General features: G+C 71.6%; 13 protein-coding genes and 1 pseudogene. 4 read left to right on the top strand and 10 right to left on the bottom strand.

Features of this window, described 5'->3' with window-relative positions; all coding sequences use genetic code 11:
• The first annotated feature begins 308 nt into the window (after positions 1-308).
• Entirely contained in the window at positions 309-1,823 is a 1,515-nt protein-coding gene (locus OG295_RS17850; RefSeq protein ID WP_371677761.1) for a helix-turn-helix domain-containing protein, read from the top strand.
• Here the strand turns inward: OG295_RS17850 and OG295_RS17845 are convergent.
• The 4 genes and pseudogenes from OG295_RS17845 to OG295_RS17830 all read right to left on the bottom strand — a co-directional run bounded on the left by OG295_RS17845 (position 1,775) and on the right by OG295_RS17830 (position 4,040).
• A complete protein-coding gene (locus tag OG295_RS17845; RefSeq protein ID WP_371681429.1) occupies positions 1,775-2,179 on the bottom strand; it encodes a hypothetical protein in 405 nt (134 codons plus the stop codon). The genes OG295_RS17850 and OG295_RS17845 overlap by 49 nt on opposite strands.
• A 195-nt stretch (positions 2,180-2,374) precedes the next feature.
• Positions 2,375-2,479: pseudogene (locus tag OG295_RS17840) on the bottom strand (formylglycine-generating enzyme family protein); the annotation flags it as partial.
• A 218-nt stretch (positions 2,480-2,697) separates the two neighbouring features.
• Entirely contained in the window at positions 2,698-2,913 is a 216-nt protein-coding gene (locus OG295_RS17835) for a DUF6243 family protein (protein WP_371677760.1), read from the bottom strand.
• Positions 2,914-3,146: 233 nt separating this feature from the next.
• Positions 3,147-4,040, bottom strand: coding sequence for a GntR family transcriptional regulator (locus OG295_RS17830; protein WP_371677759.1), 894 nt, complete (start codon positions 4,038-4,040; stop codon positions 3,147-3,149).
• Between the two features lie 128 nt (positions 4,041-4,168).
• Between OG295_RS17830 and OG295_RS17825 the strand changes: the two genes are divergently transcribed.
• Positions 4,169-5,314, top strand: coding sequence for an FAD-dependent monooxygenase (locus tag OG295_RS17825; protein WP_371677758.1), 1,146 nt, complete (start codon positions 4,169-4,171; stop codon positions 5,312-5,314).
• Between the two features lie 3 nt (positions 5,315-5,317).
• Here OG295_RS17825 and OG295_RS17820 read toward each other — a convergent pair whose 3' ends face one another.
• The 6 genes from OG295_RS17820 to OG295_RS17795 all read right to left on the bottom strand — a co-directional run bounded on the left by OG295_RS17820 (position 5,318) and on the right by OG295_RS17795 (position 11,180).
• A complete protein-coding gene (locus tag OG295_RS17820; protein ID WP_371677757.1) occupies positions 5,318-5,935 on the bottom strand; it encodes a histidine phosphatase family protein in 618 nt (205 codons plus the stop codon).
• A gap of 5 nt (positions 5,936-5,940) precedes the next feature.
• A complete protein-coding gene (locus OG295_RS17815) occupies positions 5,941-6,429 on the bottom strand; it encodes an SRPBCC family protein (RefSeq protein WP_371677756.1) in 489 nt (162 codons plus the stop codon).
• A 14-nt stretch (positions 6,430-6,443) separates the two neighbouring features.
• Entirely contained in the window at positions 6,444-8,249 is a 1,806-nt protein-coding gene (locus OG295_RS17810; protein WP_371677755.1) for a carbamoyltransferase, read from the bottom strand.
• 22 nt (positions 8,250-8,271) lie between these two features.
• The gene (locus OG295_RS17805) at positions 8,272-9,318 is read right to left on the bottom strand and encodes an NAD(P)/FAD-dependent oxidoreductase (protein WP_371677754.1); all 1,047 of its coding nucleotides are present in this window, start codon (positions 9,316-9,318) and stop codon (positions 8,272-8,274) included.
• A 96-nt stretch (positions 9,319-9,414) separates the two neighbouring features.
• Positions 9,415-10,365 (bottom strand): hypothetical protein, encoded by a 951-nt coding sequence (locus OG295_RS17800; protein WP_371677753.1) that lies wholly within the window; start codon positions 10,363-10,365, stop codon positions 9,415-9,417.
• Between the two features lie 161 nt (positions 10,366-10,526).
• The gene (locus OG295_RS17795) at positions 10,527-11,180 is read right to left on the bottom strand and encodes a TetR/AcrR family transcriptional regulator (protein WP_371677752.1); all 654 of its coding nucleotides are present in this window, start codon (positions 11,178-11,180) and stop codon (positions 10,527-10,529) included.
• Positions 11,181-11,318: 138 nt separating this feature from the next.
• Here OG295_RS17795 and OG295_RS17790 point away from each other — a divergent pair, with 138 nt between their 5' ends.
• Complete coding sequence (locus tag OG295_RS17790; RefSeq protein ID WP_371677751.1) at positions 11,319-12,242, top strand: alpha/beta fold hydrolase; 924 nt, start codon at positions 11,319-11,321, stop codon at positions 12,240-12,242.
• A 153-nt stretch (positions 12,243-12,395) separates the two neighbouring features.
• Positions 12,396-14,195 (top strand): DUF262 domain-containing protein, encoded by a 1,800-nt coding sequence (locus OG295_RS17785; protein ID WP_371677750.1) that lies wholly within the window; start codon positions 12,396-12,398, stop codon positions 14,193-14,195.
• The last annotated feature ends 63 nt before the right edge of the window (positions 14,196-14,258 follow it).

The raw sequence follows: 14,258 nt of genomic DNA, 5'->3' as shown, positions 1-14,258 counted from the left end.
CGGGGGTCAGACGGAGGCTTCCGCTTCCCGCCTGACGAGACTTTGGGTGGGGCTGCTGTTCCGGTCGGCTGCTGCCGCAGGCGGCCGAGGGCGGCCGGTGGGGCGGGTGGGGGCCCTCCCGTTGCGACCGCCGATCCGACCGCCGATCCGACCGGCGGACCGACGGGCTGATGACGCAACTGTGGGGCCGGTTTCGTCCCAGTGGCGTCTGGACCGGGATAGTAGGAACCCTGGAACGCTCCCGACCCCTCTCACCTGGGCGATCGGGCGAGCCTGGAACGTGCTTCCGGGATGAGGGGGAGGGTGGAATGGCCACGGAGACGGAGCGGTTCGCGGAGCTGATGCGCGAATTCAAAGAGCGCTCGGGGCGCAGCTACGGCATGCTCGCGAAGCGCCTGCACTCCAGCAACTCGACGCTGCACCGCTATTGCAGCGGCGCGGCGGTGCCCACGGATTACGCCCCGGTGGAGCGGTTCGCGCGAGTCTGCGGTGCCTCGGCCGACGAACTGGTCGCGCTGCACCAGCAGTGGCTGCTGGCGCTCGTGGAGCGGCGGCGGGGGGTGACGGAGGGGCAGGCCTCGGGGTCGGGGCCGGCGAACTCCGGGGCGCCACGGGGCGGTGACGCCACGCCGGAGGTGCCGCCTGCATCGGCGGTGGTGGTGGCTGGGGAGGCTCCGGAGGTCCGGCCGCAGACGGAGACCGGCCCCGCACCGGCCCCGGCGTCCGCGGCCGGGTCCGCCCCGGTGCCCGGCCCTGCCGCTGCCGAGGCACCCGCCCCGGCGCCTACCCCCGCTCCCGCGCCGGCACCGGCGGAGGCACCCGCTCCTGCACCGGCGACGGAGACACCCGCACACGGCCCCGCCGCCCTCATCCAGCCGGGCCCCGCCCGGACCTCCGTACCGGGGGCCCGGCGTCCTCGGCTGCTGCTCGCCCTTGCGGCCGCCGTGGCCACCGCCGCGGTGGCGGGGACCGCCGCCGCCGTCTCCGCCATGGGAGATACGGGTCCCGGGGACACGCGCCACGGCGCCGCCCAGCCGTCCTCGCGCGAGCGGGCGGCGGCGGGCCCGGCCGTGCCGTCCGGCGGGTCGTCATCACCCACGCCCACAGCCGATTCCGCACCCCCGTCCGGCCCCGGACCGTCGTCCCCCCCGGCAACGTCCACGTCCACCTCGTCGGCCACCGCCAAGGAGGGGGCCTCCCCCGCCGCCCCGTTCACGGTCAACGTCCTGCCCGACAACTGGGACAGCCCCTGCGGCCAGTGGTTCGCCCTGGACAAGGCCCCCGGCACGGTCCCCCCGCCCCCCGCCGCGCAGGCGACCGAAGGGTGGGCCCGGGCCCTGCATGCCGTCCCGGCGGGGCACCTGCGCATGCAGCTGACCGTCCAGGGCGCCGAGGGCAGGACCGCGGTCCTGCACGCGCTGTACGTCCATGTCGTGAGCGGTGGCAAGGCTCCCGGCTGGAACGCGTACACCATGGGCGCCGGTTGCGGCGGCGCGCTGGTGCCGGCGTCCTTTGCCGTGGACCTGGACGACGCCTCCCCGAGGGCCAGGCCCGTACCCGGCAAGGAGGGCGAGCGGCAGACGGCCTCGACCGACTTCCCGTACAAGGTCTCCGCCACCGACCCCCAGGTGCTGAACATCGACGCCGCCACACTCGGTCAGGACGTCAGCTGGTACCTGGAGCTGGCCTGGAGCAGTGGCGAGCGCAAGGGCACCACCCGCATCGACGACCACGGCCGCCCGTTCCGCACGGTCGCCCTGAACGCCGGCCACAGCTATTGGTACAACGAGAACAACAACGCCTGGCTGCCGGACACGGGGTGAAGGACCCGTTGCACCCGGTCCGAAAAGCGGCCGCAGTCCGGACCGGCAGCCCTGCACGCTGCAGGGGCCGGTCCAGCTCCCCGGCTCCGCCGGGGGCGAACCGTCGCTCCGGTCGGGGTCGGTCGGCACTTCTGCGTCCGTCCCTGTTCGCGGGCGAGCATGGCGTCGGCCTCGCGTTCGAGGTCGACGTACGGATCGCCGCTGACGTCGACGGCGACGCGGTGGAGGGTGCCGCCGGTGAACGTGAAGGGTGCGGTACCGGGGTAGTCGGCGGTGCCGGCGTCGCCGCCGTCCTTGCCCACGTTGAGGCCCTCGCCGGCGAGGGTGAACCCGCCGGGCAGTAGTTCGAGGCGCACAGGTGGGAGCCGCCCTTCGTGACCCTGTGCATGAAGCGCTCGCCGCCCCCCTGGGTGCCGGCCGGGAGGTCCACGCGGGGGTTGCGCGGGGCGCAGCAGGCCTTCGGGGCAGGATCGGGGTGCGCCTTCGAGACGGGCAGACGCGTAGGCCACCGCGTCCTCGTAGGACACCTGGATCACGGGATGCAGCTCCCGCCCGTTCAGAGTGCTGCCCGCCCCCTGCGGCCGACGCCGGCAGGCACCCGGCACGTAGCTCCACCACTGCCGCCAGTCGTCCCGGTCCACCGGACCACGCGTCATCCGGAACACCAGCGCACCGGGCACGAGCCCTGCCGGACCGGCGCCCGGATATTCGGCGGGATCGAGCTCCCGCTCGGCAACCGTCACGTACCCCACCGCGTAACGACGCGTACGGACAAACGCCAAACGCCTGGTCCTTCGTCGGTGGACGCGCAAGGCCCGGACCGCGCGTCGCGGTCCGGGCCCCGTGTGCGCTGCCGCCCCGCGGCGGCGGCGCGTCAGCTCTGTGCGGTGTCGTCGCCCGGCTGCCCGGCGCCCTCGGCCGTGCCCGCCTTCTCGCGCATCTTGCGCAGCAGCTCCGCCTTCTGGTCGGCGGCACCCTGGCGGTCGCGGTTGCGGTGCGGACCGTTGTTCTGCCGTTCCGCGCGGGACAGCCTCTTGCGCTGGCCGCCGCCCTGGCCCACGGGGTTGTTGATGTTCTTGCTCACGGTCATGGGTTCTCCCGGTAACGGTGTGGCTGATCTACGGATGCATCGGTGGGGGGACGGGCGCGGTGACGTCGGAGGGCGTCAGCAGGGGCCCGTCACGCCCTCACTCGTAAATCGGGGTCTGGAAGAACATGACAATGACGTTACCCGGTCCCGTCGGCCCCGCGCACCAGGTCTTTCGCCTCCCCGGTGCCGGCCGGGCGTGGCGGAGGCGGGCTTTCCCCCCGCCGCGCCGGCCTTCACGTCGCCCGGGTGGCCAGGCCGTCGAGCAGGGTCGTGAGGCCGAAGCGGAAGAGGGACTCAGGGGAGAGGTCGGCGTCCGCGCGGGCCGCGGTGAAGGCCGGGAAGGTGCCGTTGCCCAAGAGGGCCGCCATGCGTGCCTGCTGGGCTTCCATCCACTGTTCGCCCGACACTCCGCTGGATCGCTCCGCGACCGCCTCCGGTTCCCGGTCGATGGCCTGGCCCCTTACGTAGGCGAAGAGCGAGATCGCCGCGTGCATGCGTGCGTCCGCGTCCGGATACAGGTCCTCCAGCGCGGTCAGTGCCCATTCGATGTGGCGCATTCCATTCGGGACGAGCAGCGGCCGGTTCAGGTTCATGGCCGCGGCCAGCCAGGGGTGGGCCCCGTACAGCCGCCACTGCGCCTGCGCCGACGCCTCCAGCCGAGCCCGCCAGCCGTCCCCCGGCTCCGCCCGCGGCAGCGGGAACTCGGCGAAGGCCGCGTCGGCCATCAGGACGACCAGTTCCTCCTTGTTCCGTACGTGCCGGTACAGGGACATCGCCGAGACCCCGAGCTCCGCTCCGAGTCGCCGCATGGTGAGGGCGGCCAGGCCCTCCGCGTCCGCGAGACCGATCGCCGTGCGCACGATGCGGGCCCGGACGGCCGAGTCGTCGGCCGGGGCGGCGGGCCGGGCGGGAGCCGCCGCGACCACCGTCCCGACTCCCGGTACGGCGCGGACCAGGCCCTCCTGTCCCAGGGCGGCCAGTGCCTTGCTCGCCGTGGCCATGGCCACGCCCCACCGTCGGGTGATCGCGCGGGTCGACGGCACCCGGTCCCCCGGGCGGAGCTCGCCGCTCTCGATCCGCCCCCGCAGTTCCGCCGCGATCCGCGCGTACGGCGCCCGTTCCGTCATCTCCACGCCCCCTGGTGCACTAGTACACACCCATGTTACTGCACTAGGCAGCTTTGCCCCTTCTGACTGTTCAAACGGGCTCGTGGTGTCTGTACGTTGTACACATCACCCCGAGAGAGGAACACGAAATGACCGGAACCGTACTGATCTCCGGCGCCGGCGTGGCCGGCCCCGCCCTCGCCTACTGGCTGTGCCGCCACGGCTTCACCCCCACCGTCGTCGAGCGGGCCCCCTCCCTGCGCACGGGCGGTTACGCCGTCGACTTCCGCGGTGAAGCGCTCGACGTCCTCGACCGGATGGGCCTCCTCGACACCATCCGGGCCCTCGACACCGAGATGGGCGACGCGGCCATGGTGGACGCCGACGGCAGGCAGTACGCCACCCTCCCCGCCGCGGTCTTCGCGGGTGACCTGGAGGTCCTCAAGGGCGACCTGGCCCGGCTGCTGTACGACGCCACACGCGATGACGTCGCCTACGTCTTCGGGGACTCCGTCACGGCTCTCCATCAGGACGCGGACGGCGTGGACGTCACCTTCGAGCACGGCGCGCCCCGGCGCTTCGACCTGGTCGTCGGCGCGGACGGGCTGCACTCCAATACCCGCGGACTGGCCTTCGGACCCGAGGAGCGGTTCGTGCGCCACCTCGGCGTCTACACGGCGGTCTTCAGCCTCGACAACTACCTCGGCATGAAGAACACCGGCCGGCTCTACGCCGCCGCGGGCAAGGCGGCGAACATCTTCACGGCACGCGGCAACACCGAGGCCCGCGCCGCGTTCCACTTCGCCGCGCCCGAGGGGCTGCCCTACGACCGCCGCGACCCGCGGGAGCAGCAGCGGATCGTCGCGGGGCGCTTCGCCGACGACGGCTGGGAGGTGCCCCGCCTGCTGACCGAGATGGCCGCGTCGGCGGACTTCTACTTCGACGCCAACGCCCAGGTCGAGATGGAGACCTGGGCCAACGGCCGGGTCGTGCTGCTCGGCGACGCGGGCTACTGTGCGGGCCCGACGTCGGGCCGCGGCACCTCGCAGGCCCTGATGGGCGCGTACGTCCTCGCCGGTGAACTGGCGGTGGCGGCGGGCGACCACGCCACGGCCTTCGCCGCGTACGAACACCTGATGCGCCCCTACGTCGCCGAACACCAGGCACTGGGCCGCGAGGGTGCGGAGCGGTTCTTCATGCCCGCCCCGACCCAGGAGATCCTGGACATGCTGGCCGCCGACGCCCCCGAGAAGACCCGCACCGAACCCATCAGGCTCCGCGATTACGCCGCATGACGTTCAGTCCAGGTGGTGGGTGTCGTTGAGGGCCCGCACCGTGGCGGTGCCGTCCTCCTCGTACGTCACCGTCGACAGCGAGGCCGCCTCGACCTCCATGCGGAACAGGCTGTGCGGCGGTGCCTGGAGGGCGAGGCGGAGCAGGGTCCTCACCGGCACGACGTGGGAGACGACCAGAACCGTCGCGCCGGAGTACCGGGCCAGGAGGCCGTCCCGTACGGCGGCGACCCGGCGGCTGACCTGCTGCACGGTCTCGCCCGCGCCCGAGGGCGGGCTGTCGGGCGAGGCGAACCACGCGCTCAGGTCGTCCGGGTGGCGTTCGCGCACCTCGGCGAAGGTCAGGCCCTCCCAGGCGCCGAAGTCCGCTTCCCGCAGGTCCCGGTCGACCTGGACGCCCAGGCCGAGGCGCGCGGCCGCGGCCCGGGCCGTCTCCTGGCAGCGCCGCATCGGTGACGTGACGACCGCCTCGATGCCGCCGCGGCGGGCGAGGGCGTCCGCTGTCGCCCGGGCCTGGCGGCGTCCGGCCGGTGAGAGTCCCGGATTCGACCCTCCGCTGCCGGAGATCCGCCGTTGCGGGGTGAGCAGGGTCTCGCCGTGCCGCAGCAGTACGAACGTCGTCACGTCGCTCACTTCGCGGTCTGCGCCGCGAAGTGGTCCCGGACGGCGTCGGTCTGCTTCTCCATGACGTCGATGATGGCCTCGACCACCTTCAGGTCGGCGTCCTCGGCGATCTCCAGGATCCGCGACCACTCGAAGAAGCTGCGGGCCGGGTCGTTGGTGATGGGGCGCACCCGGATGGTGGCCTCGTAGCTCTGGACCCCGCTGGTGGGGGCGATGGCCCGGTAGGACTGGGTCTTGTTGATCTCGTCGCGGGCGGCGATCTCCTGCTGGACGAGGCCGCCGTTGAGCGTGAGCTTGAAGTCGTAACGGGCCGGGACCGTCTCGACCGAGCCGCCCTCCGTCCAGGTGACGTCGGTGTGGATGTCCAGGTCGCCCGGGGACACGATCGCCAGGATCTGCATGGCGTCGCGGACGGTGGCCCACACGGTGTCCGGGTCGGACTCCAGGACGGTGGAGTGGTACATGGTGTGCTTGCGCTGGATCTGGATCGGCACGGAGTGCTCCTTGGTCAGTTGGCGTCGTCGGTCTTGGCGACCAGGTGGTTGCCGAGGATCAGGTAGTCGATCTCGGTGCCCATGAAGCAGTTCAGGGCGTCGGCGGGGGTGCAGACGATGGGTTCGCCGGCGACGTTGAACGAGGTGTTGATCAGGCACGGGGTGCCGGTGAGTTCGGTGAACCTCCGCAGCAGGGCCGTGAGCCGCGGGGTTCCCTCGTCGGTCAGGGTCTGGATGCGGGAGGTGCCGTCCACGTGCACGGCACCGGGGATGCGGTCCTTGTACGCGTCGCGGACGGGGAAGACGAACGTCATGTACGGGGACCGGGTCTTGCGCCCCATCTCGAAGATCTCCGGCGCCCGCTCCTCCAGGACGAGGGGAGCGAACGGGCGGAAGGGTTCGCGGTGCTTGACCCGGGTGTTGATGATGTCCTTGATGTCGTCGAAGCCGGGGTTGGCGAGGATGCTGCGGTGCCCCAGCGCGCGCGGCCCGTGTTCGACGCGCCCGTCGAACCAGCCGATGACGACCTTCTCCGTCAGCAGCTTCGCCACGTGCTCGACGACCTCGTCGTCGTCGAGGCGCGTGGCGACGACGCGGCCGGCGAAGCCGGCGAGGGCCTCCTCGATCGCGCCCTCGTCGTAGGAGGGACCCAGGTAGGGGCTGACGGGTGCCGAGGCGGCGAGGACGTCCGCGGGGCCGGTGTCGGGATGGCCGAGCCAGGCGTGGGCCGCGGCCCCGATGGTGATGCCGGTGTCGGAGGCGCCGAAGCTGACCTCCATGTCCCCGAAGCGCGAGCCCTCGAACATCGGGGTGTTGTTCAGGCAGTTCAGGGCGACGCCGCCTTCGAACAGCAGCCGGTCGAGATCCGTCCTCCGCTCCAGGTGGCGGACCTGGTGGGCGGTGGCGACGTTCAGCATCTGCTGCGCGGCTGCGGCGACGCGGGAGGTGTATTCGAGGGTGTCCTCGAAGGGTCCGAAGTACTTCTCGAACAGCGCGTCGTGGCTGTGGAGGTCGTCGGTCCGCAGGGGCTCGGTGAAGGTGTAGCGGCCGTCGTCGTGCAGCCTCAGGAGGTCGTCGACGAACGGGTTCGGAGAAGGGGGCTCGGCGTATCCGGCCAGGCCCATCACCTTGTACTCGTCGTTGTTGGGGACGAAGCCGAGGAAACGGGTGATGCAGGAGAACAGGGTGCCGATGGAGTACCGCGCGCCGGTGGCGGTGTCGTCGAAGACGGTGATCCGGCCGTCGCGGATCTCGCCCGTCAGGGTCGAGAAGCGTTCGGCGCGGCCGTCGCTGACGAGGAACGCGGAGTCCTTCATGCCGGCGAGGTAGTAGCCGGTCGTGGCGTGGGCCAGGTGGTGGGGGACGAAGCGGACCTTGGCGGGGTCGGGGCGGTGTCCGGTGCGGGCCTCGAAGTCCGCGAGGATCGCGTCGTGACCGACGACCTCGTCGAACAGGTCCGACATGTCGGCGAGCAGTCGCGCCTTCGCGTCCTCGGGTGCCGACGAGCCGCGGATGCCGTCCAGGATCTCGTCCCGGACCCGTGCGGACCAGTTCCAGGGGAAGGCGAACAGGTCGACGTCGTCGAACGTGATCCCGGCCTCCCCCAGGCACCAGTCGATCGCGTTCGCGGGGAAGTCGGTGGTCTTCTTCTCCCGGTTGAGGCGCTCTTCCTCCACCGCGGCGACCAGCCGGCCGTCCACCAGGACCGCTGCGGCGGCGTCGTGGCCCAAGAGGTAGTGCTTGTTGACGCCGGTCGCGCCGAGGCGTTCGGAGAAGAACTCCGACACCCGGCTGAAACCGTTGCATCCCAGAACGATCACGTCGTTCCTTCCTGTGTGGGGGCTACTTGACGATCAACAGGTCGCGGAGCATCTCCCCGGCAGCGGGCGCCTGGCAGAGGCCCGCGCCGGTGAATCCGGCCGCGTACAGGAAGCGGCGGGCGGGGTGTTCGCCGATGAGGGCGTTGTTGCCGGGGCCGGCGTCGAAGTCGCCGGACCAGGCGCGGTGCAGGCCGGTGCCGTCCAGGGCGGGGAACAGGGTGCCGAGGTGGCCGGCGATGCGGCCGAGCCAGGCCTCGCGGGTCTCGTCGGCCCCGGGCATGCCCATGGCCAGGAGGACGCGGTCCTTCCACGATCGGATCCGCAGGCCGGACGTGGCGTGCATCGTCATGGGCATCTCATGGTGCGGGGAGTCCGGGGCGTCGGTGAACAGCATCTCGATGGGGTGGGGCGTCATCGGCAGGTCGACCGATGCCATGGACGCCACCTCGCCGGACCAGGGCCCGGCCGTGCACACGACGCTGTCCGCCTTGATGCTGCCCCGAGGGGTGTGGACGGTGTTGTCGTCGTCGATGTGCGTGACGGGCGTGTGGGTGAACAGGCGGGCGCCGTGATTGCGGGCCGCGGCGGCGTAGCCGCGGACGATGTCGAGGCCGTCCACGTGGTAGGCCTCGGGGGACCAGGCGGCGGCCAGGACGGCGCGCTCGTCGATCAGCGGATTGAGTGCGGACGCCTCGCGCGCGCCGATCAGTCCGACGTCGACCCCGGCGGCCCGCTGGGCCTGGAGGTCCGCCTCGAAGTCGGCGATCTGCCGTTCTTCGGTGAACAGCACCATGAACCCGAGCCGCTTCAGGCCGAGGGGGGCTTCGGTGCGGCGGGCGAAGTCGTGATAGGCGCTCAGGCTGCGCACGGCCCGTTCGCCGGTGCGGGGGGCGCCGGGGAAGTAGGTGCGGACCATGCCCGCGGTGTGCGCGGACGCCCCGCCGCCGAGGCTTCCGCGTTCCAGCAGGACGGTGTTCACGCCGGCTTCGGCGAGGTGGCAGGCGGCGGAGGTGCCGATCACTCCCCCGCCGATGACGACGGCGTCAGCGCGTTCGGGTAAGGCGCTCAAGGTCTTCCCCCTCCTGTGGTGTGGGGTCCTGGCGGGGGACGGCCGGCACGGGCGCCGTCCCCCCTGCGGATTCCGCTCCGGACACGGCCTCGTGCCTCATCGGGCGCCCTGCTGGCGCAGGTGGTCTCCGGTCTCCCACGGGTACAGCTGGAGGTTCCAGCCGCCGAGGCAGTTGACGTAGAGGGCCATCTGGCTGGTGACGGCGTAGAAGTCGTCACGGTCGAGGCGGTCGAGGACCTCCAGGAACCGCTGGGTGAACGCCCACAGCTTCTCCAGGCCGCAGTAGCCCAGGAACTCGGCGGGGACGCCGACCAGGAGGCGGGTCATGTGGACGAGGGAGTCCATGCGCATGTCCTGGACGGCGGCGCGGACGAGTCCGCCGTAGGCCGCGTAACCCAGGGGCCGGGTCTCCCCGTTGACGAACAGGAGGGTGGGAAGGACGGTGCCGAAGTTGCCCGCCCGGGAGGGGATGACGCCCTGGTGGAGGTCCTCCAGCTCGACCGGCGGCGCGAGCCAGATCCTCTCGGTCTCGGCGTGGATGTCGGCGATCAGACGGGCGGCGTCCGCGTCGGCGGCGTGGAGCGCCGGGATGCTGTGGCCGCCCGGCTCGCCCGCGCGGCGGACCTCGGCGAGGATCTGCTTCTTCGTGGAGTAGACGGCGTCCCAGATCGCGGCCCCCGCTTCCAGCAGGGCGGGCATGTCCGCCTCGCGGATCCGGCCGACGGGAGTGGCGGGCATCGGCTCGGTCAGGGTGCCGTACTTGATGCCCAGGTGCTGCAGACCGGAGCAGAACACGGTGCCGTCGGGGGCCTCGCGCCGGTCGGGGATCCGGGTGGCGTGGGGCGTGTGCAGCAGGGCCGGTACGGGCGCCACGTGGTAGAGGTGCTCTCCCGCGATGAGGGCGTGCCCCTGGAGGCTCCGGTAGGGCAGGGACTCCCACAGGACGTCGGCGAGTGCCGGGTTGCGGTCGTCGAGATCGGCGGTGACCGTGATGCCGAGGTCGGCCCAGGAGATCTCGATCTGACGGACGGTTAACTTCTCGGACAAGGCGTTCCCCCGTGTGTCGTTGCGGCTTGCCCGAGGAGTAGATCGCCAACAGACCTGCCCGAGGCAGGCGTTGAACACATGAAACCTTGATCACCACGAGATCGGGAGTTCGTGCGTTTCTGGGGAACCCCAGCTCAGGCAGGCCGGTCGCGCACGTTCCGCTACGCCGTCTCCCCCGGGGCGCGCTCGACCCCGGCCGGCCCCGGCGCTTCGGCGGTCCGGAAGACGCGGTCCAGGTGGTGGCGGAGGACCGCGACGGCCGACTCCGGGGTCCGCTGGCCCACGAGGATGCTGGTGCCCATGGCCGCCGCCATCGCGAGCAGGCTGACCGCCTCCGTCCGCGCCGCGACACCGGGATCGGCCAGGCCCGAGCCCTGGGCCCCTTCCAGCAGACCCGCCAGGGCGTTCTCGGCCGCCTCGGGGTTGTCGATGAAGGGCTGGGCGGCGAGCGCCTCGTCGGTCACGGACAGGATCGAGTAGGAGGTGTAGAGGAGGTGGAAGGTGCGGCTCTCCTCGTCGGTGGGGAGGGAGCCCAGCAGCAGCGCCTCGATCGTCGCGCGCGGGCCCGGGTCCGGGCCGGCCGCGGCCAGGCGGGCGCCCACCCGGGCGGTGAAGCGGTTGGTCAGGTGCTGGAGGCCGTAGAAGAGCAGCTTCTCCTTGGTCTGGAAGTAGTACTGGACGAGGCGCAGGGACACACCCGCCTCGGCTGCCACGTCGCGCATGCCGACGGCGTGCAGGCCGCGCCGTCCGGCGACCTGGATGAGCGCTTCGGCGATCTGGGTGCGGCGTTCCTCGTGGTCCACGAGCTTTGGCATCCGTGCTGTCTCCGGCCGTAGTTGGTGTGGTGGCGGCATTGGCCCGCCGTCCGGGACTGCCCGGACCTTTTATGGTACCGCTGTATCAACATCATGATACTGTCGTATCACGAAGAACGGATCTCCCGGAGGTGCCCCGTGCCCGAGAGCACGACCCGAGTTCGACGCGACATCGGCCATTACGTCAACGACGATCTGCGCGACCGCTACTTCGCCGCCTGCGACGTGCTCTACGCGAAGGGCGCGCCGCCTCGATCCGAGACGGACGTCGAGACCAGCTTCGGCACCACCCACGTCTACCGGTACGGACCCACGGACCCGGCAGCCGAGTCACGCACGCCCGTCGTCCTGATCCACGGCTCCGGCGGCTGCTCCGCCCAGTGGTACCCCAACACCCACGCGCTCAGCGCCGAACGCCCCGTCTACGCACTCGACACCCCCGGAGACCCCGGCCGCAGCGTCCAGCGCGAACCCATGTGGCAGCCCGAGCGCGCAGCCCAGTGGATGGACGAGGCCCTCGACGCCCTCGGCCTCGACCGCGTCCACCTCGTCGGCTCCTCCTACGGCGGCTGGCTCGTCATCAACCAGGCCCACCTGAAGCCCGGCCGGCTCGCCTCCGTCACCGCCCTCGACCCCGGCGGCCTGGAAAAGGTCGGCCTGCGCTTCTTCGTCTGGATCTTCGCCAGCCTCTTCGCCACCTACGCGCCCAAGGCACTGCGCCCGCGCCTCGCCGCCTGGCTGGAACAGCCGGTGATCATCGTTCCCGAACTCCGCGCCATGATCCAGGCCAGCGTGCGGGCCTTCCGAATCCGCCGCCCCGCGCCGCTGCCCCTGTCCGATGCCGAACTGGGTTCCATCCGGACGCCGTTCTACCTGATCATGGGCAAGCGAAGCCTGCTCGTGCACCCGAAGCGGCAGATGGAGCGCGTACCACGCCTGATACCCGGCGCCCGCGCCGAGATCGTCGCCGCGACCGGCCACGGGCCGCAGATCGACCACCCCGACCTCGTCAACGCCCGGATGCTGGGCTTCATGGAAGACGTCGACTCCCTCGGCCCGTGACATCCCGGACGCACCGCGCACGGACCCCGACGACCGCCCCGGACCACACGTCACGCGTCCGGGCGACGGTCGGCCCGAGGCGGCGGACCGGACGCCCGGAGCGGTTTAATCTCAGCGCGTCATGCCGTGAGATCCGTGTCCCGAGGAGCCGATGTGGCCGACGAAGCGTTCAGCATCGACAAGCGACCGCTGCGCGACCTGTTGCAGCAGGTCGAGGACGGGCGGGCACAGCTGCCCGAGTTCCAGCGCGGCTGGGTGTGGCCGCACCCCAACATCGCGAGTCTGCTGGCGTCCATATCCCTCGGCTACCCGCTCGGCACCCTCATGACCCTGCGCGCGGGCGGCGACGTCCGCTTCAAGTACCGCCCGATCGAAGGTGCCGCGCCGCCGGCCGGGAAGGAGCCGGAGACCCTGGTCCTCGACGGCCAGCAGCGGCTCACGTCGCTCTTCCAGTCGCTCAAGCTCGACCGCGCGGTCGCCACCCAGGACACCCGCAAGCAGCCGGTGTCCGGCTGGTTCTACGTCGACATGCGCAAGGTCCTCGACGCGTACACCGACCGCGAGGACGCGATCCGCTTCCTGCCCGCCTCCCGCAAGGTGACCAACTTCCGCGGCGAGGTCCTCGAAGACCTCTCGACCCGTGCCAAGGAGTACGAGGCCCACCTCTTCCCCCTCAACTCGGTCCTCGACCCCGACGCCTGGGAGGACGGCTTCGAGGAGCACTGGGAGTACGACAAGACCAAGCGGCAGCTGTGGAAGGACTTCGACAAGGCGTTCATCAGGCCCTTCGTCCTCTACCACGTGCCCGTCATCGAGCTCGGCAAGGCGACCGAACGCCAGGCGGTCTGCCAGGTCTTCGAGAAGGTCAACACGGGCGGCGTCACCCTCACCGTGTTCGAGCTGCTGACCGCGACCTACGCGGCGGACGAGTTCGACCTGCGCCACCACTGGGAGCGGGTGTGCCGCGCCTCCTGGCAGGCCCCCGAGTACCGCATCCTGCGCGAGGTCTCCAACACCGACTTCCTTCAGGCCGTCACCCTGCTGGCCACCTACCAGCGGCGCGTCGCCGAGGCGGCCCGCGGCACGGAGGAGGACCGTCTCCCCCGGGTCGGCTGCAAGCGCAAGGACATGCTCGCGCTCTCGTTGAAGGACTACGAGGAGTACGCGCCGGCGGTCGTCGAGGGGTTCAGGAAGGCGGCGAGGTTCCTGCACCAGCAGTACTTCTTCGACACCAGGTTCCTGCCGTACGGCACCCAGCTGATCCCGCTCGCCGCCATCCTGGCCGCGACCGGTGAGGCGGCCGAACCCGCCGGGGCCCGGCGCAAGCTGGCCCGCTGGTACTGGTGCGGGGTGTTCGGAGAGCTGTACGGGGGCGCCACCGAGACCCGCTTCAGCCAGGACCTCCAGGACGTCGTGGACTGGATCCGCGGCGCGGAGCAGGAGCCGAGGACCATCACGGCCGCCCAGTTCGCACCGGGCCGGCTGCTGACGCTGCGCACCCGCCAGAGCGCGGCGTACAAGGGCATCTACGCCCTGCTGCTCAAGGCCGGGGCCGCCGACTGGCGGACGGGCGAGCCGGTGAAGGTGACCGACTACTTCGACGAGGCCGTCGACATCCACCACATCTTCCCGAAGGCGTGGTGCGAGAAGGAGGGGCACCGGCCGGAGGTCTACAACTCGGTGATCAACAAGACCCCGTTGGCCGCCCGGACCAACCGGATCATCGGGAGCCAGGCCCCCTCCTCGTACCTGGACCGGCTGGCCAAGAGCGCCGAGAGCACCCGGCCGGACGTGGAGGCGCACGTCGTGACGCACCTCGTACGGCCGGACCTGATGCGGGCCGATGACTTCGGCGCCTTCTTCGACGCGCGCAAGGCGGCGCTGCTGGCCAGGGTCGCGGAGGAGATGGGCAAGCCGATCCTGGCCGACGCCGCTGAGGCGGACTCCCCGTGACGGCCCTCCCGGAGGGCCGCCGGCACCCGTCGGCGGCCCCGGGCCCCGGCGGCGGGGTCGCGA

It is taken from the genome of Streptomyces sp. NBC_01276, from assembly GCF_041435355.1.
In the GTDB taxonomy this organism is placed as follows: domain Bacteria; phylum Actinomycetota; class Actinomycetes; order Streptomycetales; family Streptomycetaceae; genus Streptomyces.
This window is presented reverse-complemented; position numbering and strand designations above follow the sequence as displayed.

What these genes read in the sequence shown, in the direction of transcription:
- OG295_RS17795 (WP_371677752.1), bottom strand. Translation starts at nt 11,180, where the DNA reads ATGCCAAAGCTCGTGGACCACGAGGAACGCCGCACCCAGATCGCCGAA.
- OG295_RS17825 (WP_371677758.1), top strand. Translation starts at nt 4,169, where the DNA reads ATGACCGGAACCGTACTGATCTCCGGCGCCGGCGTGGCCGGCCCCGCC.
- OG295_RS17850 (WP_371677761.1), top strand. Translation starts at nt 309, where the DNA reads ATGGCCACGGAGACGGAGCGGTTCGCGGAGCTGATGCGCGAATTCAAA.
- OG295_RS17830 (WP_371677759.1), bottom strand. Translation starts at nt 4,040, where the DNA reads ATGACGGAACGGGCGCCGTACGCGCGGATCGCGGCGGAACTGCGGGGG.
- OG295_RS17835 (WP_371677760.1), bottom strand. Translation starts at nt 2,913, where the DNA reads ATGACCGTGAGCAAGAACATCAACAACCCCGTGGGCCAGGGCGGCGGC.